17 protein-coding genes are annotated in these 16,821 nt (G+C 62.8%); 4 read left to right on the top strand and 13 right to left on the bottom strand.

From position 1 onward, the window contains the following. The first annotated feature begins 119 nt into the window (after positions 1–119). Positions 120–371 carry a DUF6952 family protein gene (locus ACFE70_RS06165; protein WP_375416849.1) on the top strand — a complete coding sequence of 84 codons (252 nt, stop codon included), beginning with the start codon at positions 120–122 and terminating at the stop codon, positions 369–371. Between the two features lie 42 nt (positions 372–413). Here ACFE70_RS06165 and ACFE70_RS06170 read toward each other — a convergent pair whose 3' ends face one another. Together ACFE70_RS06170 and crtD are read right to left on the bottom strand one after the other, a co-directional pair. After that, complete coding sequence (locus ACFE70_RS06170; RefSeq protein ID WP_375416850.1) at positions 414–1,073, bottom strand: carotenoid biosynthesis protein; 660 nt, start codon at positions 1,071–1,073, stop codon at positions 414–416. 118 nt (positions 1,074–1,191) lie between these two features. Beyond that, a complete protein-coding gene (crtD, locus tag ACFE70_RS06175) occupies positions 1,192–2,691 on the bottom strand; it encodes a 1-hydroxycarotenoid 3,4-desaturase CrtD (RefSeq protein WP_375416851.1) in 1,500 nt (499 codons plus the stop codon). Positions 2,692–3,239: 548 nt separating this feature from the next. Between crtD and ACFE70_RS06180 the strand changes: the two genes are divergently transcribed. Continuing rightward, positions 3,240–3,434 (top strand): hypothetical protein, encoded by a 195-nt coding sequence (locus ACFE70_RS06180; RefSeq protein WP_375416852.1) that lies wholly within the window; start codon positions 3,240–3,242, stop codon positions 3,432–3,434. 23 nt (positions 3,435–3,457) lie between these two features. On the opposite strand, the gene ACFE70_RS06185 is transcribed toward ACFE70_RS06180, so the two are convergent. The 3 genes from ACFE70_RS06185 to ACFE70_RS06195 all read right to left on the bottom strand — a co-directional run bounded on the left by ACFE70_RS06185 (position 3,458) and on the right by ACFE70_RS06195 (position 5,832). Next, positions 3,458–4,678, bottom strand: a complete 1,221-nt coding sequence (locus tag ACFE70_RS06185; protein ID WP_375416853.1) for a class I SAM-dependent rRNA methyltransferase — start codon at positions 4,676–4,678, stop codon at positions 3,458–3,460. Between the two features lie 126 nt (positions 4,679–4,804). Next, positions 4,805–5,347 carry a GAF domain-containing protein gene (locus ACFE70_RS06190; protein ID WP_375416854.1) on the bottom strand — a complete coding sequence of 181 codons (543 nt, stop codon included), beginning with the start codon at positions 5,345–5,347 and terminating at the stop codon, positions 4,805–4,807. Between the two features lie 44 nt (positions 5,348–5,391). Then, positions 5,392–5,832, bottom strand: coding sequence for a hypothetical protein (locus ACFE70_RS06195; RefSeq protein WP_375416855.1), 441 nt, complete (start codon positions 5,830–5,832; stop codon positions 5,392–5,394). A 208-nt stretch (positions 5,833–6,040) separates the two neighbouring features. On the opposite strand from ACFE70_RS06195, the gene ACFE70_RS06200 reads away from it, so the two are divergent. After that, positions 6,041–6,376 (top strand): ASCH/PUA domain-containing protein, encoded by a 336-nt coding sequence (locus ACFE70_RS06200; protein ID WP_375416856.1) that lies wholly within the window; start codon positions 6,041–6,043, stop codon positions 6,374–6,376. Positions 6,377–6,499: 123 nt separating this feature from the next. Here the strand turns inward: ACFE70_RS06200 and ACFE70_RS06205 are convergent, their stop codons facing one another. The 6 genes from ACFE70_RS06205 to rbfA form a co-directional block, all read right to left on the bottom strand. Beyond that, positions 6,500–6,979, bottom strand: coding sequence for a hypothetical protein (locus ACFE70_RS06205; protein ID WP_375416857.1), 480 nt, complete (start codon positions 6,977–6,979; stop codon positions 6,500–6,502). A gap of 130 nt (positions 6,980–7,109) precedes the next feature. Beyond that, on the bottom strand, positions 7,110–10,121 hold the full coding sequence (locus ACFE70_RS06210) for a DEAD/DEAH box helicase (protein ID WP_375416858.1): 3,012 nt from the start codon (positions 10,119–10,121) through the stop codon (positions 7,110–7,112). A 289-nt stretch (positions 10,122–10,410) separates the two neighbouring features. Beyond that, positions 10,411–11,643, bottom strand: a complete 1,233-nt coding sequence (locus ACFE70_RS06215; RefSeq protein ID WP_375416859.1) for an ABC transporter permease — start codon at positions 11,641–11,643, stop codon at positions 10,411–10,413. A gap of 30 nt (positions 11,644–11,673) precedes the next feature. Beyond that, entirely contained in the window at positions 11,674–12,279 is a 606-nt protein-coding gene (locus ACFE70_RS06220) for a hypothetical protein (RefSeq protein ID WP_375416860.1), read from the bottom strand. Between the two features lie 63 nt (positions 12,280–12,342). Further along, a complete protein-coding gene (locus tag ACFE70_RS06225) occupies positions 12,343–13,152 on the bottom strand; it encodes a class I SAM-dependent methyltransferase (protein WP_375416861.1) in 810 nt (269 codons plus the stop codon). Between the two features lie 133 nt (positions 13,153–13,285). Beyond that, entirely contained in the window at positions 13,286–13,708 is a 423-nt protein-coding gene (rbfA, locus tag ACFE70_RS06230; protein WP_375416862.1) for a 30S ribosome-binding factor RbfA, read from the bottom strand. Between the two features lie 117 nt (positions 13,709–13,825). On the opposite strand from rbfA, the gene ACFE70_RS06235 reads away from it, so the two are divergent. Further along, positions 13,826–15,244, top strand: coding sequence for a hypothetical protein (locus ACFE70_RS06235; protein ID WP_375416863.1), 1,419 nt, complete (start codon positions 13,826–13,828; stop codon positions 15,242–15,244). A gap of 14 nt (positions 15,245–15,258) precedes the next feature. Here ACFE70_RS06235 and rpiB read toward each other — a convergent pair whose 3' ends face one another. Together rpiB and tatC are read right to left on the bottom strand one after the other, a co-directional pair. Continuing rightward, positions 15,259–15,687 carry a ribose 5-phosphate isomerase B gene (rpiB, locus tag ACFE70_RS06240; RefSeq protein WP_375416864.1) on the bottom strand — a complete coding sequence of 143 codons (429 nt, stop codon included), beginning with the start codon at positions 15,685–15,687 and terminating at the stop codon, positions 15,259–15,261. Positions 15,688–15,845: 158 nt separating this feature from the next. Continuing rightward, on the bottom strand, positions 15,846–16,694 hold the full coding sequence (tatC, locus tag ACFE70_RS06245; protein WP_375416865.1) for a twin-arginine translocase subunit TatC: 849 nt from the start codon (positions 16,692–16,694) through the stop codon (positions 15,846–15,848). Positions 16,695–16,821 lie beyond the last annotated feature (127 nt).

Below are 16,821 nucleotides of genomic sequence, written 5' to 3' on the forward strand. Positions count from 1 at the left end.
GGCACGTTTCGGCCGCGCTTTATTTAAAACCCAAGCCGACTGGCTACGCACCAGGCTGGCGCAAACCGGCCCGCAAGCAGCGGCCCGGCTTCTTGCTAACTTCTTGCTAGCTTCTTGAAATGCAGATTCCAGTCATCACGCACCTCGTTGAAACGCAGTCTTTGGCCAGCCTTCAGGCGGCCGAAGTGGCGCTGCTGGCCGGCCGGCCGCCGGCCATCGACGTGCCCGGCGCCGATGCCGCCGAGCAACTTACGCACGTGCTGGTAGCGCAGCGGTGGCGCCACTATATGCAGGCCCACGGCACCGGCATAGCCGCCGCCCGGCGGGCTTTCGCCCAGCGTATCCGCACCTGGGTTGGCGAGCAGCGGTAACGTGAACTGCTGTTGCAGGCACCACTCCCTACCCCCCTGCTTTCAGCGCAGCGAGCCCAGGCCGAAGAAGAACAGCAGCTGCACCAGATAAGTCAGCGGCACGAGCGGGTTGTACTTGACGAAATCGGCGCGCTGAAACAAATACTGCGTCAGGCAGGCCAGGATAAACCAGTCGCGGAAGTTGCGCAGCGGGATAATGTCGGCCGTCCAGTGCCAGAAGTCGTAGCGGCCGGCGACGGGCTCCAGGCACACATCCAGGGCCAGCATGAGCAGGGCGCCGGCCAGCAGGCGCAGCAGGGCGGAGCCCGGCACGTAGCGGGCCAGCATCCCGGCCAGGTAGCTGACCATCACCCAGTTAAGCCCAATGAGTGGCGGCACGCCCCCGTACTGCCAGCCCAGGGTCTGGCCGTAGGAGTAGTGCCCGAACAGCTGCCCGGTGTTTACGCCCACGAACTCGGCCAGAAAGCCCAGCAGCCCCACGCTGAAACAAAACCCCCAGAAAGCCAGGTTGCGCTGGGGTTGAAACGCGGCCAGCAGCCCCAGTGTGAGCAGCAGCGTGAGCGGCGTGTGAGCCAGGTAATAGCCGGGGTCATCGGAGAAGGCCAGCCCCAAAAAACCAGTCGCGTGAAACAGCACGACCACAAACTGCGCCGCCCGCAGGCGCGGCGAAGCGGGCGCCAAGGTTGAATTTATTCCCTCCATCTAGTTTGAGTTATGAGTTATGAGTTATGAAGTATGAGTTGGACACCCGCCACAATCAGTTCCGCAGTGGTATCGCCGGGCGTCCAACTCATACTTCATACTTCATAACTCATAACTTTTAAGCAATTAAGTCTGCCACGATTTTGGCCGACAATAAGCATAACGGAATGCCGCCGCCGGGGTGTACCGAGCCGCCGCAAAAATACAGCCCCGGCAGCCGGCCGGCGAAATTAGGGTGGCGCAGAAACGCGGCCAGCGCGTTGTTGCTCGACGAGCCGTAGAGCGCGCCGCCGAACGAGGACGTATCCTGGGCAATGCCGGGCGGGGTCCAGGTTTTTTCGGCTTTAATCAGGGGTTCCAGGTCGCGGCCGAGCGTGCGGCTGAGCTTAGCCAGCACGGCGGCGCGGGTTTGGCGGGTCAGTTCCTCCCAGTCCTGGCCCTGGTCGTGGGGCACGTTCACCATCACGAACCAGTTCTCGTGGCCGGGGGGCGCATCCTCCGGCGTTTTTTTGCTCGTGATGTTCACGTACACCGTAGGGTCGGCAGCCACGATTTTTTGCTGAAAGATGGCGTCGAACTCGGCCTTATAATCGGCGGAGAAAAAAATGTTGTGCAGGTCCAGCTCGGCAAACTCAGCCCCTACCCCCCAGTAAAAAATCAACGCCGACGACGAGCGCGGCTGCCGTAGCGTGCGCTCCGGCGCCGGTTGCTTGGGCAGCAGGCGCCGGTAGGTTGGCACCACATCCATGTTGCTGACTACCAGCGGGAAACTGTAGCGGCCCTGGCTTGTGCGCAAGCCCGTGACCCGGCCGCCAGCGGTCAGAATCTCCTCCACCGGCTCGTTGAACCGAAACCCTACCCCCAGCTCCTGGGCCAGCCGCGCCAGGCTGCTGGCAATGGCGTAGATGCCGCCCTCAGGGTAAAAGGCGCCGATGCCGTGCTCCAGATGCGGAATCAAACTCAGCGTGGCCGGTGCCTGGTAGGGGTCCGAGCCGTTGTAGGTGGCGAAGCGGTCGAAAAGCTGCACCAGGCGCGGGTCCTTAAACGCTTTTTCGTGGCGCCGGTGCATGGTGCCGGTCAGGCCCAGCGCCGGCAGTGCGGCCACGGCCTTGAGGGTTTCGCGGTTGAAATACGTGCCCGCTTTGTGCAAGGACTTGTGCAGGAACGTGCCCGCCGTGGCCTCGTAGCTGCGCCCGCTACGGCTCAGGAACGCTCGCACCTGCGCGGCCGGCGTGCCCAGCTTCTCCTCGATTTCCGCCGCAAAGTGTTCGGTATCAGCCCAGGCCGCCACGCGGGTGCCGTCGCTGAAAAAGTACTGCGTAATCGGGTCGAGGCGCTCGTAGCGGAAATAGTCCTGCGGCACCCGCCCCGCCAGCCGAAACAAGTCATCGACCAGCGCGGGCAACGTGAACAGCGACGGCCCGGCATCGAAGCGGTAGCCGCCGGGCAAGCTGAACTGCTGCATCTTGCCCCCGAAGCTAGCGGCGCCCTCAAACACCGTGACCGGGTGGCCGGCTACGGCCAGCCGCACGGCGGCCGCCAGGCCAGCGACGCCCGCGCCGATGATGGCGGCGGGCGAGCCAGGGGGGGAAGTATCTTCTTTCAGGTTATAATTCACGATGAGTTCTGCGGGCGGAACGCTGCTCTTCAGGGTTGGGGAAACAACATCTACCTTTCAACCATGAACAGGCCTGATGTTTACTTGGATACCTCGGTCATCAACTTTCTGTTTGCTGACGACGCCCCGAGAGGCAAGCTATAACGATTGATTTCTTCCCTGACTTTGTTCGACTGGGCATTTACAAGGCCTGCGTGTCAGAATACGTGGTGGATGAGATTCGCCAGACGCCGGACGCCGCGCACCGCAACCGCCTGCTTCGGGTGCTGGAGGATAATTATGTGGCCATTCATGCGGTGACGGACAGCCGCGAAATCGGGGAGCTGGCTCAACACTACCCTACCTACGAATGGGGGTGTTGCCGCCATCCAAGCTGTATGATGCGTTGCACGTTGCGTTTTGTACGGTGTGGCGAATGGACTATCTGGTTAGCTGGAATTATAAGCACCTAGCCAATGTCAACCGAGAACGCCGTATTTTAGCTCTAAACAGCGAGTCAGGCTACTTACATCCATTTCGCATTCTCACCCCTACCGAACTTACGGGCTATGGCAGTTAAAGAGTCGCAGGCGCAGTTAGACGTATGGACCTGGAAAGAGCAGGCTCAGAAATCATTGGACCATTTGCCGGATATGCGGGCCAAGCTGACGCTCATTCATGAGCGCACCCGCCAAATAGTGGAAGAACTTCAGCAGGCTCGGCGAAATAAGTCCTCCAATGATGCGCCGCAAAGCTTAGAATAGGCTCGGCCTTACTTATACTTCGGCTACTCCACGGCCAGCACCAGGCCCTTCAGATACGCGCCCTCGGGGTGAAACAGGCTCACGGGGTGGTCGGCGGGCTGAGTGAGGCGGTGCAGAATGCGCGCGGGGCGGCCCGCCTCGATGGCGGCAGCCAGCACGGCACCCTCAAACAGCTCGGGACTAACGACTTGCGAGCACGAGAACGTGAAGAGCAGCCCGCCTGGCGCCAAGTGCTGGAGGCCGGCGGCGTTCAGGCGCTTGTAGCCCATGAGGGCGGCGTGGCGGGCACCCATGTGCTTGGCGAAGGCGGGCGGGTCGAGCACGAGCAAGTCGTATTCCTCCGGGTGGTTTTTGAGGAAGCCGAGCACATCGTCGGGGTAGGCGGCGTGGCGTGCGGCGTGCGCCGTGAGGGCAGCGTTGCGCTCAGTGAGCTGAATGGCCTTTTTGCTCGAATCGACGGAGTGCACCAGCTCGGCGCCGGCCGCCAGCGCATACACCGAGAAGCCGCCGGTGTAGCAAAACGTGTTGAGCACCCGGCGGCCGGGCGCGTAGCGGGCCAGCAGGGCGCGGTTGTCGCGCTGGTCGATGAAAAACCCGGTTTTCTGGCCCGCTTCCCAGTCGATGGCAAACTGATGGCCGTTTTCCGACACCAGATGCTCCTGCCCGGTGCTCGCCCCGAAGAGGTAGCCGTTCACGGCGCCGGGCGCCGCCGCGGCGGGCACGGTTTCGGCGCTCTTGTCATAAATGGCGCGCAGCCCGGCACCGAAAACTGCTTGCAGCGCCGCCGCGATGGCGGGCCGGGCGCGGTACATGCCCACGCTGTGGGCCTGCACCACGGCCACGTCGCCGTACACGTCGATGATGAGGCCGGGCAGGCCATCGCCCTCGGCGTGGACGAGGCGGAACACATTGGTTTGGACGGATTCCCTACCCCCCCCGTTTGCCCCAGCCAGGCCCAGGCGCTGTCGCAGCCGGTAGGCCTCGCCTAATTTCTGCTCCCAAAACCCGGCGTCGGGCAGCTGCGCGGCGGAACCAAAATCCAGCATCCGCACCGCGATGGAGCCGCCACCGGAAAAGTGGCCGACGCCAAGCAGTTCGCCGTCGCTGGCTTGCACCCGTACGGCGTCGCCCTCCTCGGCCTCGCCTGCTAAGCGGGCAATGGCGCCCGAAAACACCCAGGGGTGGCGGCGGCGCAGCGAGTGGTCTTTTCCATTTTTAAGAACGATAGTGGCGGGAGTCGGCATAGGCCGGCAAAGGTAGGGGTAGGGCCGGGTGCCTGCCGCCGTAGGGAGCGGGGCTCGTCCCCGCCCGGCGTCCGCGCCAATCCAACGATTATTGTTCGGGCACCGGGCGGGGACGAGCCCCGCTCCCTACCCGACATCTTGCCCCGCTACATACTCCTGCACCACGGGTAGCAGCAGGAGTAGGGAATCCTCCAGATACGCCCGCTCATCGGCCGTCCAGTGGCGCGGGTGGCCGAACACGCAGGGCTGCAAGATGCCCCAGAGCGCGTCGCCTTCGGTGATGTGGGCGTGCACCAGGGCGCGGTGCCCGAAGGTGCGGCGCTCGAACTCTTGGTTGAGCACCTCGGGCCCGGCCTCGCTCACATCGTCCACGAACACCGACGGCCGGGCGGCCAGCGCGGCCCGAAACAGCGGGTCCTCCTTCGGCAGCTCGCCGGTGTCGTCCTGCCAGTCGTGGCGCGGGTCGGGCACGGCCTCATCGAGGCGCCAGACCAAGGCAATGCGCCCGCGCCCGCGGGCCGGGTCGCGCACGTAGAGAAAGCAGCGGTCGGCGCGCAGGTGCGAGCCAACTAAGTCGAGGGCGGCTTGCAGGCGCTCGGCGGGCGCCGCGTCGGCGGTGGTCAGACCGGCTTGCAAGGCGGCCAGGGCGGTCAGGGCGGGCTCGGTCATAGCGAGGGGGTAGGGAATAGGCGCTCTTAATTGCTTTATGGATTTTACTTAAACCAGCGCCGGTAAATCGGCTTCCGCCAGGCAAATTGCGCCCACATGGCCGGGTAGAGCAGCCGGTCCAGCACGGGCGAGGCGGTGCGGTACTCCAGGTCATCGACGATGACGCTGCCGCCGGCCGGGCCGGGCTCGATGAGGTGCTGATGGCGCCAATAGCGCAGCGGCGGCGGCAAGGTCTGGCCTTCGTCGATAAAATAATGAGTGCCATCAGGCCGCACGCCATCGTCGGTGATGAGCGAGGTCCAGGCGAGCTTTTTGACCAGCGTATTCAACTCGATTTCCACCCGGTCGCCGCGGCGGCAGCCGTCGAAGCGGCGCAGCGTGAGTTGCGGAAAGGGCGGCGCCAGAGCCAGGAACAAGGCGCGGGTGAAGCCGGCCATGACGGCGGCCGGCGGCTGGGCCACGGCGGTGCGAAGAAGAACGCGCATAGGCTGGGCTAACGCCCGGCCCCGGCGATTGTTCGGCGGCTACCTGATTCCCTACCCCCTGGCTGCCGGCCAGGCAGGCGGCCTGGCTCGAAACTAATTGAATTTTAGCTAGATTCGACACGTTAGGCAAGGTCTGGCCCTTAGCTGGCCAGCCCGCTGCCGCTCGGCGGCGCCCCTGTTTCTTAGCCTTAACTTTCTGATTTTCGCGATGACAACGACTGCCTTTTCCCCGGCCAACGCCTTTCTTCCAACCCAGCGCCGCACCCACGAGCTGAAAATCTGGCCCGGCTGCTTTGAAGCCGTTGAGGCCGGCCAGAAGCCCTTCGACGTGCGCCAGGACGACCGCCACTTCGAGGTGGGCGACGCGCTGCTGCTGCGCGAGTTCGAGCCCGAAACCGAGCAATACACCGGCCGCAGCACCACCCGCTGGATTAGCCACCTGCTGCGCGGCGGCCAGTTCGGCATCGAAGCCGGCTGGTGCGTGCTCGGCTTCAGCGCCTACCCCCCGCTGCCGCCGGGCGTGATGGATACGAAGCTGTGGTAGAATAAGTTGAATCAAGCGCCGTGGACCTGCTGCGGCAGAAGGGCCCGGCGGCCGAGGGCTGCTCAGCGCAAGCTCCGGCCGCCGGGTCCTTCGTCTTATAATATCGTGGCGCTTTGCCTGCCCCTACTTCGGCGCCGCGTCGGGGGTAGGAGCTGCCTGGCCTGCGGCCAGCAGGCGGCGGGCATCTTCTGCCTGGTAAAAGGCCAGCTCGCGCTTATAAAATTTCTGGCTCCAGTTGGGCCGCGCTGCCGCAATCACCGCCTGCGCCGCCTTGATAGTAGCCAACTGGCTCGCCGGGCACACCGGCCCGGTAGCCGAAGCGGCCAGCGCCTGATGGCACTGCTCCAGCTGGGCTTCCAGCAAGCCAATCTGGTCGGCCGCTTCGCCGGTAAGCTGCTCGGCCGGTGTCCGCTTCACCGGAAACTCCTGGTCGCGGTAGGTGGCAGTCGTCACGGTCTTGTCGCCATAATCGCCGTGCGCCGCCGTGACACCCACGCGGAAAAGCGTAGCAAGCCCGTTGACGAGAACCGCCTGCGCCTGCGCGGCCGAAGCGGCACCTGAAAACAGGAGCAGCAGTAGGGATGAACGTAGCAGCTTTTTCATGTAGAAATAGAGTAAGAAGTGAGTTGATGCCCGCAAAATACGGCGGGTGCTCTATATTTTAGTCAGGCCGCCGTTTTGGCTCCGTGATGCAATACTACGCACGGCGCTTACCCAATTCCCTACCCCCCTCCTACCCCAGCAGCTCCTCAATATCTTCCCTGGTCAGGTGCTTCATCACGGCTTCGTCGGTGGCAATCAGCTCGCTCACCAGGGCCAGCTTGCGGCGCTGCAAGGCCAGGATTTTCTCTTCCACGCTATCCTGGGTAATGAACTTGTAAGTGAACACTGGGCGCTGCTGACCGATGCGGTGGGCGCGGTCAATGGCCTGGGCCTCCACAGCGGGGTTCCACCAGGGGTCGAGGATGAACACGTAGTCGGCGGCAGTGAGGTTGAGGCCCACGCCGCCGGCCTTGAGGGAGATGAGGAAGATGGGCAGGTCCTCGTTCTCCTGGAAGCGGGCGACTTCGGCGGCCCGGTCGCGGGTGCTGCCGTCGAGGTAGGCGTAGGGCAGTTGGCGCTCATCGAGGGCGGCGCGCACTAGCTCCAGGTGCTTAACGAACTGACTGAATACGAGCACCTTGTGGCCTTCGGCCACGACCGAGCGCAGCATCCGCAGCACCTCGCGCAGCTTGCCCGATTCGCCGTCGTAGTCGGGGTCGGCGAGGCGGGGGTGGTTGGCCATCTGGCGCAGACGGGTCAGGCCTTGCAGCAGCAGCAGCTGGGTGTTGGGCACGGCGACGGCACTCGGCGCGGCGGCGTTGCCGTTGGCGCCGGCCGCAGCGTCGAAGCTGTTGAGAATCTGGTTGCGGTAGAAGCTCTTGGTTTCCTCGTAGCGGTGGGCCTGCTCCTCGGTCATGAGGCAGTAGCTGAGCTGCTCGGTTTTGGCCGGCAGATCCTGCGCTACCTGCGCCTTGTGGCGCCGCAAGATGAAGGGCTTGATAAGCGCGTGCAGGCGCTTGGTGCGGGCTTCATCCTGGTTTTTCTCGATGGGCTTGAGGAACTCCTTCCGAAAAAACGCCTGCGTGCCGAGCAGGCCCGGATTGATAAACGACATCTGCGACCACAAGTCCATCGTGCTGTTCTCGACGGGCGTGCCCGTCAGAATCAGCCGGTGCCGGGCCCGCAGCTGCCGCACGGCCTGCGAGGTGGTCGAAGACGGATTTTTGATGGCCTGCGACTCGTCCAGAATGACGTAATCGAAGGGGTAGGAAGCCAGCAAATCCGTATCCAGCCGCACGATGCCGTAGCTCGTGAGCACCACGTCGTAGTCGGCAAAGCGGGCAATATCCTTGTCGCGGTAGGTGCCGGTGTAGGCCAGCAGGCGCAGGTTAGGCGTAAACTTCTGCGCCTCCTGAAGCCAATTGTAAACCAGCGAGGTAGGCAGCACCAGCAGCGAGGCCGCGCCCTGCGCCGCGCCGCTCTCGGCCCGCTGCTGAAGCATGACCAGCGTCTGCACGGATTTTCCTAATCCCATATCGTCAGCTAGGCAGCCGCCGAAATGGTAGTCCTGTACGAAACGCAGCCAGTTATAGCCCGCTTTCTGGTAGGGGCGCAGCTCGCCCCGAAAACCGAGGGGTAGGGGCTGGTCCTCGATTTCGGCGAAGTCGCGCAGCTTTTCCAGCTGCCGGCTTAGGCGCACGGTGGCCAGCTCGCCGCTCTGCAAATCAGCCACCAGAGCCAGGTGATGCCGGCGCAGGCGCAGCTGTTCCGGGCCACCTTCTTCGGCGAAGGCAAACAGCTCCAAGTAGTCCGTAAACCACTCTTCGGGGATAATGGCGACCTGCCCGTTGGGCAACTTGAATTCGCGGCGGCGCTGCAAGATGTAGGGCCGCAACTTGCTAAACGGCAGCTCAAACTCGCCGAAACGCACTGTGCCGCGCACGTCGAACCAGTCGCCGGCCTCCGAGATGCCGACCTGCACCGACACGGGCCCGATAAAGTAATTTTTGGCCGCCGTGCTGGCCGCCTCCACCGTGTAGCCCAGTTCCGTCAGCTCCGGCGTGTGCTGGTGCAGCCAGCGGAAGGCGGCGGCCTTGTCGAGCACGGCGCGCGCGCCTTGCATCTGCAGCTCGCGGCGGGCCAGCTCCTTGATGGCACTCGTTTCCTGGTCGGGGTCGCGCAGCAGGCGGTGAAACACGTAGGAGTCGGCCGTTTTTTCCAGGCGCACGCTCACCCGGCGGGCGGGGCCGGGCGGCATCGGGTGGGGCCCGTAGCGGAAGCTCAGCTCGAAATGAATCTGCTCCTCGCCGGGCGTGGCCACCGGCACGGGCTTGGGCGCCGGGGCCCTACCCCGGCGCGGCGGGCCCGGCGGGCGCACCGGCACCACCGGCGCAGCCGCGGGCTGCGCGTCCGTAAACGTGAGGTAGGGCCGGGCCACGTAGCGCTCCGAGCGAATATCGAAGCCGCGGGCGTGCACGTCGAACGACTCCATGAGCGGGGCCACAAACTTCTGAAAGTAGCTTTCCTCGACCTGCCGCGGCACCACGATAAACTTTTTGCTCAGAAACGGCAGCAGCTTGCGCCCGTCCACGTCGTCGCGGAAGCTGTAGAGCACATCGCTCACCAGCAGCCAGGCCGGCTGCTGGCACACCAGCACCGCGCCTTTGTTTTGGAAGTCAAGGCGCTGGTTCTGGTACTGAATGGTGGGGAAGTAGTGGGTGCCTTCCTCGTTGCGCCGAAAGTGAAACAGGATGGAAGCTGGCTTGCTGGCCAACGTAATTTCCTTCCAGGTCGGCTCGCCGTCGCGCCCCATGATGAAGACGCGCTTGCCCGCCAGCCGGGCCAGCAGCCGGCCCATGCGCTCCTGCACCGCGCGGGCAATGACTTCCTGCATGGCCTTGTCGCCCTTCTCGGGATGATAAATCTTGAGGAAAAACTCAGCCGTGCTGATTTTGCGGGGCCAAAATTCCTTCACCAGCGCGTCCTGCTGAAGCTGGTCGCTCAGCTCAATTAGCTCAAAGTCAACCTCATCCAGGCCGCTGGCAAATTCCCTGGCGTTCTTGCCCGACACGGTCTGGTGCAGCAGCGTGAGCTGCCCGCGCGGTCCGCGCTGCACCACGAAGGCCGCGAATAGATGCCCGAGGTACTCGTGGGCAAACAGCGAATAAACAATTTGAAACTGCTCGGTAGTAGAAACTTTCATTACGGCCGCACGTGATGCCGCAAGTTAGGGTACGCCGCGCAGAATCCTATTTATTACCTGTTAAAGTAATATAGTATTGAGGTTTCTAAGCTGAACCGCTGGCTTTGCCCCGCAGCAGGGGGGTAGGGAATGCACCACGTCATCCTGAGCGAAGCGAAGGACCTTTTCAGGTGAGGGCGACTCGCAGTAATCAATCAGTTATCGCTCGTTCTCACGAAATAGGGTCCTTCGCTTTGCTCAGGGTGACGTGGTGCATTCCCTACCCCCCTCGGCGGCGCTAAACCCTGGTTTAGAGGTTGTCGCGCAGCTCGATGCGGCCGGCATTGATGGCCGGGCGAATGGACACGGCCAGCGTTATCACAATGATAGCCAGGCAGGTATAGATGATGTCGGTGGCCTGCATCTTCACCGGATACGAGTCCACGACGCTGGTAGCCATGCCCATGCTCACTACGTGGAAGGTTTGCTGAATCCAGCAGATGCTCACGCCTAGCACCAGCCCGGTGGCGGCGCCCACCAAGGCCACGATGGCTCCGACCAGCAGAAACGAGCGCCGGATGGTTTGCTCGGTGGCGCCCATCGAGAGCAGAATCGCCACGTCTTTTTTCTTGTCGATGACCAGCATCGAGAGGGAGAAAAAAATGTTGAGCGAGGCAATCAGCAGGATAAAGGCGAAGGTGATGAACACGAACAGCTTCTCAATCTTGATGGCCTTGAGCAAGCTCACGTGCTGCTCATCGGAGTCGAGCACCGTAAAATTCGGTCCTAATTGCTTGCGCAGCTGCTTTTTCACTTGCTCAATCTGAAAGCTCTCCCCGACGCGCACGTAGAGGGCTGTGCGCTTGGCGCCGTAGCTGAGCAGGCGCTCGGCGAAGCTCAGGGGTACGAAAATGTAGGCGTCGTCCATCTTTTGCTCGATGAGGAAGACGCCGCCGGCAGTGATATCCTGCTCATTGAAGGCCTGGGTGGGGTCGATGGAGAGCGTTTTGCGGCCGGCCGTGTTGCGCGGATAGAGCAGGCGCAGGGGCGAGAGGCGATTATCCAGGGTGATGCCCAGCTCGTGCTGCACGCCGATGCCGACCACGGCGTACTCCCGCGCGCCGCGGCGCAGGCGGTGGTCGCCTTCGCGGATGGTTGAGTCTATCGGGCTCTGGGCGAAGTAGTTATCGGAGAGGCCGCGCATCTTGACCACCATCTGCCGGTCGTGGTATTGCAGCAGGGCGTTGTCCTCGATAACTTCCGTGAGCAGGGCCACGCCGGGCGTGTTTTGCAGCCGGACGGTGAAAACTGAATCAACCACGAAAGCCTTGCCCTTGACGGCCGCAATGACCAGGTTGGGGTCGGATTTGCTGTAGAGCGTGCGTACCAAGTCTTCGAGCCCGTTGAAGACCGAGAGCACAATAATGAGCGCCATAGTACCCACCGCCACGCCCACCATCGAAATGTTGGAGATGATGGTGATGATGTTGCGCTTTTTCTTCGAGCGGAAGTAGCGCCGGGCAATGAGCAGGGGGACGTTCACCGAAATCTTGGGGGCCGGTAAGGCACGGGGCTAGGCGGCGCTTTGGAAGCCGTTCATGAAATCTTCAAGCCGCTTGAGGCGCTCGTCGTACTGCTGCATGGTGAGCGTTGTCTGGGCATGATAGACGCGGGCGTCCTGCTTAATATGCCGGATTTCTTCCAAGAAAACGACATTAAATTCATCCTGCCGCTTCGCAAATTCCTCTTGCACCCGGTTAGACCGCACCTGCTCAGCGCGCAGCTTCTCCATTTCGTCCAGCATCCGCAGCTGGATTTGGCCGAACGTGGCTAAAACCTCATCGGTCCTAGCTAAGCTGGCGTCCAAGCGGCGGTTCATTTCTTTGGCTTCAACCAAGCCGGCATCTAAGCGGCGGTTGGTAGCTTGTGTTTCAGCTAGGCCGGCATCGAGGCGGCGGTTGGTTGCTTGCGCTTCGGCCAGGCCAGCATCAAGGCGGCGGTGCGTTTCGGCGGCGCTGCGGTGCAACTCTTCACTGCGCAGGGCACTGCCTTCGAGGCGACGATTCATTTCGTCCTGGTTCGCAGCCAGCGCGGTGAGGCGGTCGAGCTGCTGCTGGTGCTGGTCCTGGCGGCTGATAAGCGTGTCGGCTAAGCGGGCAAAGTCCGGGGTGTCAGCCATTCTTCAATAAAAATTTAAGGTAACGATAACCAAGATACGGGGCCAGCCGGCTAAAAGTCAAAGCTACTTCCAGGCTTTCACAATCAGCCCCGTTCCAGAATCATGCACGGTGCGCGCGTCGAGCCAGTTGAGCAGCAAGCAGAACGGAGACGTGAGGAGATAATAGAACGGCAGCACGAGGAAAAACCAGCGCGAGCGGCCCAGCATCAAAATTGGATATTTCATGCTCAGGCGCCACGAAATCTGGCCCGGCTCGCCGTAGGCATAGCGCGCCTCAATGCGCTCGAAGCCCGCCGTGCGCAGCTTCTGCTGAATCTCGTGGATGTTGTAGCCGTCGCGCACGTGCTCCTCAATAAAGCTGGTCTCGGAGTCGTCGTGCACGTCGGAGCCGCCCTGGTCCGACGGCGTCGAGATGAGTAGCATCCCGCCATCGCGCAGCGAGGCGTGAATGTTGCGAAATACCTCCACATCTTCCAGGATGTGCTCCATCACATCCACCGACAAAGCCAAATCAAACGCATTCGGCTCCTGGTAGAGCACCAAATCCTGCACCGCAAACTGCACGTTGGTGCGGCCAATCTGCCGGAAAAAGCGGTTGGAGTCAGCCACCTGCTCTTCCTTCACATCAACGGCCAGGATAGACCACTTGGCGCTCAGCCCCGACAGCCAGTAGGTGTACTGCCCGAAGCCGGAGCCCGCGTCGAGCACGCTGACGGCTTGTTGCTGCTGGCCCTGGGCCCAGGCGCGCAGCTCGCGGTGCACGTGCCAGGTGCGCAGCAGCAGCAGGTCGAGCAGGCGGTAGAACAGCCGGCGCAGGAGCGGCGTGCGGTTAAACACCTCGCCGAGCGTCTTCTTAATGGGGTCGTAGTACAAGTAGGGTAGGAAAATAGAAATCGCCTTGTCATCCTGAGCTTGCGAAGGGCCTTCTCACATTAGAATGACAATGGCAGCAACAACTTAGTCTGATATGAGAAGATCCTTCGCAAGCTCAGGATGACAAGGCGGTTTATTCGTTATTAAAAAGCTTTGGGCGCGGCGGCGCCTCGTCCTCGCCGGTTTTCGGCGCGTCATCGGCGGGCGGGATGTGCAGGCCGCCGAGCACCTCGTCGATGCGGGCGGCGTAGGCGGCGGAGTCGTCGTGGAAGAAGTGCAGCTCCGGCACCACGCGCACCTGCCGGCCGATGCGCTTGCCGAGCGCGCCGCGGATAAGCTTCGTGTTCTCGCGCACCTCGGTCAGCCGGGCTTCGGCATCCTGGGCCAGCAGCAAGCTTAGGTAGACGCGGGCCACGCCCAAGTCGGGGCTGATGCGCACCTCGCTGATGCCCGGCGCCAGGCCGCTGCCGAACAGGTGGGGCAGGTCGCGCTGGAGCACCTGGGCCAGCTCCTGCTGGAGCAGGCTGGCCATTTTCTGTTGTCGTTTACTTTCCATAGAAAGAGCAAAGGTAGGGGGCGAGGTAGGTAAGGCGGGGTTGGCAACGGCCGCGCCGCCGCATCTTTACGGACCCACGGGCCCTGGCTCCCAGCCTGCTCATTCCCTACCCCCTGCTTGCTTCGTTTTTTCAAAAACCTGCTGCCCACGCGCCTGCTGGCCCTGCTGCTGCTGGTGCAGGCCCTGCGCCTACCCCTGCTGCTTTGGCTAGGTCACTCGCTCAGCGCCGCCGAGCTGCGCCTGCTGCTGCTGGGCGAGCGCCTGCACGGTGGCGCGCTGCCCTACCGCGACCTCTACGACGGCACCGCCCCGCTGGCGGCGGCCACGGCCACGCTGCTGCAGGCGGTGCTGCCCCGGCCCGTGCTGCTGTACTGGCTGCTGGCGCTGGGGCTGCTGCTGGCCCAGGCCCTGCGCCTGCACACGGTGCTCAACCGGGTAGGAGCCCACCCCGAGCGCGGCTACGTGGCGGCGCTGACTTACCTGCTGGTGGGCAGCCTCAGCACCGACCTCGACACGCTCTCGCCACTGCTGCTGGGCCACACGTTCGTGGTGTTTGCGCTCAGCGCGCTGCTGCCCACCTCGCGGGCGGGCTACGACAACCGCCGCTTGTTTCGGGCCGGGTTTCTGATTGGGGTAGCGGCCTTGTGCTACCTGCCGCTGGCCTTGTTTGTGGGGGTAGGGCTGTTTGCAGTGGCCCTCTTCGCGGCCAGCTCGTTTCGCAGCGCGCTGCTGCTGCTGTGCGGATTTTTGTTTCCCTACGCCGTGGTGGCGACGTTTTTTCTTTATGTGGGCGCCTTGCCGGGCTTCGGACAGTTCCACCTGGAGCCAGCCCTGCGCGGGCGCAGCGCGGGCCTCGATGGCCTGCCCGCCGCCGTGCAGCTGCCGCTGCTGGCTGTGCCGGTGGCGCTGCTGGCGCTGGCGCTGCTGCGCACGGGCGCCACGGCGCTGGGACTGGTGTTTCAGGCCAAGTTCCGGCAGCTGATGCTGGTGTGGCTGCTGGTGGCGGTGGGGGTCGGGGCCGCCGGGCTGGGCGTGACGCCGGGTACGCTGGTGCTGGTGCTGCCGCCGCTGGCTTATTTCAGTCAGTTTTTGTGGCAGCGGGCGCGGCCAGCGTGGGCCCCGGAAGTGCTGCTGCTCCTCACTATTGGGGTGGTGGCGACGCTGCGCTACCGCGCCGCCGTACCGGGCCTGGAAACGGCGCTGCATCTGCCCGCCGAAAGCCGCTTTGCCCTGCACCCCGACCCGGCCCTGGCTCGCCTGCAAGGCCAGCGCGTACTCGTGCTGGGCCCCGACCGCCGGGCATACTTAACCAACCAACTGGCTACGCCTTACCTCGACTGGAGCCTGGCCCAGGCCGATTTTGGGCACCTCAACGAGTATGCGGCCCTGGTGCGCGTGGCCCAACAAACGGCCGCCAACCCGCCCGTGTATATTATTGACCAGCAGCGGCTAATGCCGCGCCTGCGTGGCCTGATGCCGGGCGTTTTCGGGCGGTATAAGTTGACGGAGACGCCGGGCGTTTGGCAGGCACGGTGAGGCGCCAGGCCGTGCTAGCCGTCAATCTTGCTTACCCGGTTTTGGTGCCGGCCGCCTTCAAACTCGGTAGCGATAAAGATATCGGCAATCCCTACCCCCTGCTCCTGGGTCAGATACCTCGCGGGCAGGCAGATGATGTTGGCGTCGTTGTGCTGGCGGGCCAGCTCAGCCAGCTCGGGCAGCCAGGCGATGGCGGCGCGCACGCCGGCGTGCTTATTGGCCGTGATGCAGACGCCGTTAGCCGAGCCGCAGAAGAGCAGCCCGCGCGGCACCTCGCCCGCGGCCACGGCCGCCGCCACGGGATGCGCAAAATCAGGGTAGTCCACGGAGTCAGCCGAGTAGGTGCCGAAGTCACGCACCTCGTGGCCGGCTGCTTGCAAATGCTTCAGCACGAATTGCTTCAACTCAAATCCGGCGTGGTCGGAACCGATGGCAAGGGTCATTATCAAGTAGAAATAAGCTAGTAAAACATTATGCTCATCTGGCGTACGCCCCGCGAAGCATCTTGCTTAGGGAAGTAACCCAATTAGTTGCGGAAGCTGATTACTTTCCCACGCGAGATGCTTCGCAAGGCTCAGCATGACCGCCTTTTACCGAATCCCTACCCCCCATTATTCTTCAGCTCCGCGTTCAGCCGCGCCACGCTTTGGCGCTGCACGATGGCCGCGATGTTGATGCTCAACTCGTAGAGCAGCAAAATGGGAATGGTAACGATAATTTGGGCTGAGATGTCGGGCGGGGTGATGATGGCGGCGATGATGAGGATGACCACGATGGCGTGCTTGCGGTAGAGGCGCATGATTTCGGGCGTCACCAGGCCGGCTTTGGCCAGGAAAAACACGATCATCGGCAACTCAAACACGAACGCGCACGAAAGGCTCATCGTGGTGAGCGTACTCAGATAGCTCTGCATGTCAATCTGGTTCTCGATGCTGGCATCGACCACGTAGCCAGCTAAGAAGTTGATGCTCAACGGCGCGGCGATGTAGTAGCCGAACAGCAGCCCCAGCAGAAATAAGACCGAGACGAAGAACACTGCCCCGCGGGAGTTGGCTTGCTCGTGCGGATACAGGCCGGGCTTCACAAAGCGCCACAGCTCCCAGAATAAATACGGAAACGTGAGCACGATGCCGGCCATAAACGAAGTGCTGATGTGCATACTCAACTGCCCGCTCATCTCGCGGTTCTGAATCACGAAGCCGACTTTGTCGATGCACATCTCGGGGTTGCCAATCCAGGCGCCGAAGCGGCAGAACATGCGGTAGGTCCAGAAATCGGGCCGCGAGGGCCCCAGCAGAATGTCATGAAAGAGCAGGTCTTTGGCGAAAAAAGCCGCCGTAGTGAACACGACAATGGCAATGGCCGCCCGGATGATGTGCCAGCGCAGGGCCTCCAGGTGGTCGATAAACGACATTTCCGCCTCGGGGGCGGTGGGAGCTTTCGGGTTCAATGGCTGAATGGCTGAATAAGAGAATGGGCGAATAAAACTGGTTAGCTGATTCGCCGGAGTGCGCGCTAGCCGGCAGTAGAGCAGATGCCGGGATAGCCGGCAGACGGGTAATACCCACAAAAAAACG

The sequence above is a fragment of the uncultured Hymenobacter sp. genome, assembly GCF_964243305.1.
Classification (GTDB): Bacteria; Bacteroidota; Bacteroidia; order Cytophagales; family Hymenobacteraceae; genus Hymenobacter.

Excerpts from the sequence above, each read along its gene's own strand:
- ACFE70_RS06190 (WP_375416854.1), bottom strand. The coding sequence starts at position 5,347 with ATGACCGAGCCCGCCCTGACCGCCCTGGCCGCCTTGCAAGCCGGTCTG.
- ACFE70_RS06195 (WP_375416855.1), bottom strand. The coding sequence starts at position 5,832 with ATGCGCGTTCTTCTTCGCACCGCCGTGGCCCAGCCGCCGGCCGCCGTC.
- ACFE70_RS06205 (WP_375416857.1), bottom strand. The coding sequence starts at position 6,979 with ATGAAAAAGCTGCTACGTTCATCCCTACTGCTGCTCCTGTTTTCAGGT.
- rpiB (WP_375416864.1), bottom strand. The coding sequence starts at position 15,687 with ATGACCCTTGCCATCGGTTCCGACCACGCCGGATTTGAGTTGAAGCAA.
- ACFE70_RS06210 (WP_375416858.1), bottom strand. The coding sequence starts at position 10,121 with ATGAAAGTTTCTACTACCGAGCAGTTTCAAATTGTTTATTCGCTGTTT.
- rbfA (WP_375416862.1), bottom strand. The coding sequence starts at position 13,708 with ATGGAAAGTAAACGACAACAGAAAATGGCCAGCCTGCTCCAGCAGGAG.
- ACFE70_RS06200 (WP_375416856.1), top strand. The coding sequence starts at position 6,041 with ATGACAACGACTGCCTTTTCCCCGGCCAACGCCTTTCTTCCAACCCAG.
- ACFE70_RS06180 (WP_375416852.1), top strand. The coding sequence starts at position 3,240 with ATGGCAGTTAAAGAGTCGCAGGCGCAGTTAGACGTATGGACCTGGAAA.
- ACFE70_RS06170 (WP_375416850.1), bottom strand. The coding sequence starts at position 1,073 with ATGGAGGGAATAAATTCAACCTTGGCGCCCGCTTCGCCGCGCCTGCGG.
- ACFE70_RS06220 (WP_375416860.1), bottom strand. The coding sequence starts at position 12,279 with ATGGCTGACACCCCGGACTTTGCCCGCTTAGCCGACACGCTTATCAGC.
- ACFE70_RS06185 (WP_375416853.1), bottom strand. The coding sequence starts at position 4,678 with ATGCCGACTCCCGCCACTATCGTTCTTAAAAATGGAAAAGACCACTCG.
- ACFE70_RS06165 (WP_375416849.1), top strand. The coding sequence starts at position 120 with ATGCAGATTCCAGTCATCACGCACCTCGTTGAAACGCAGTCTTTGGCC.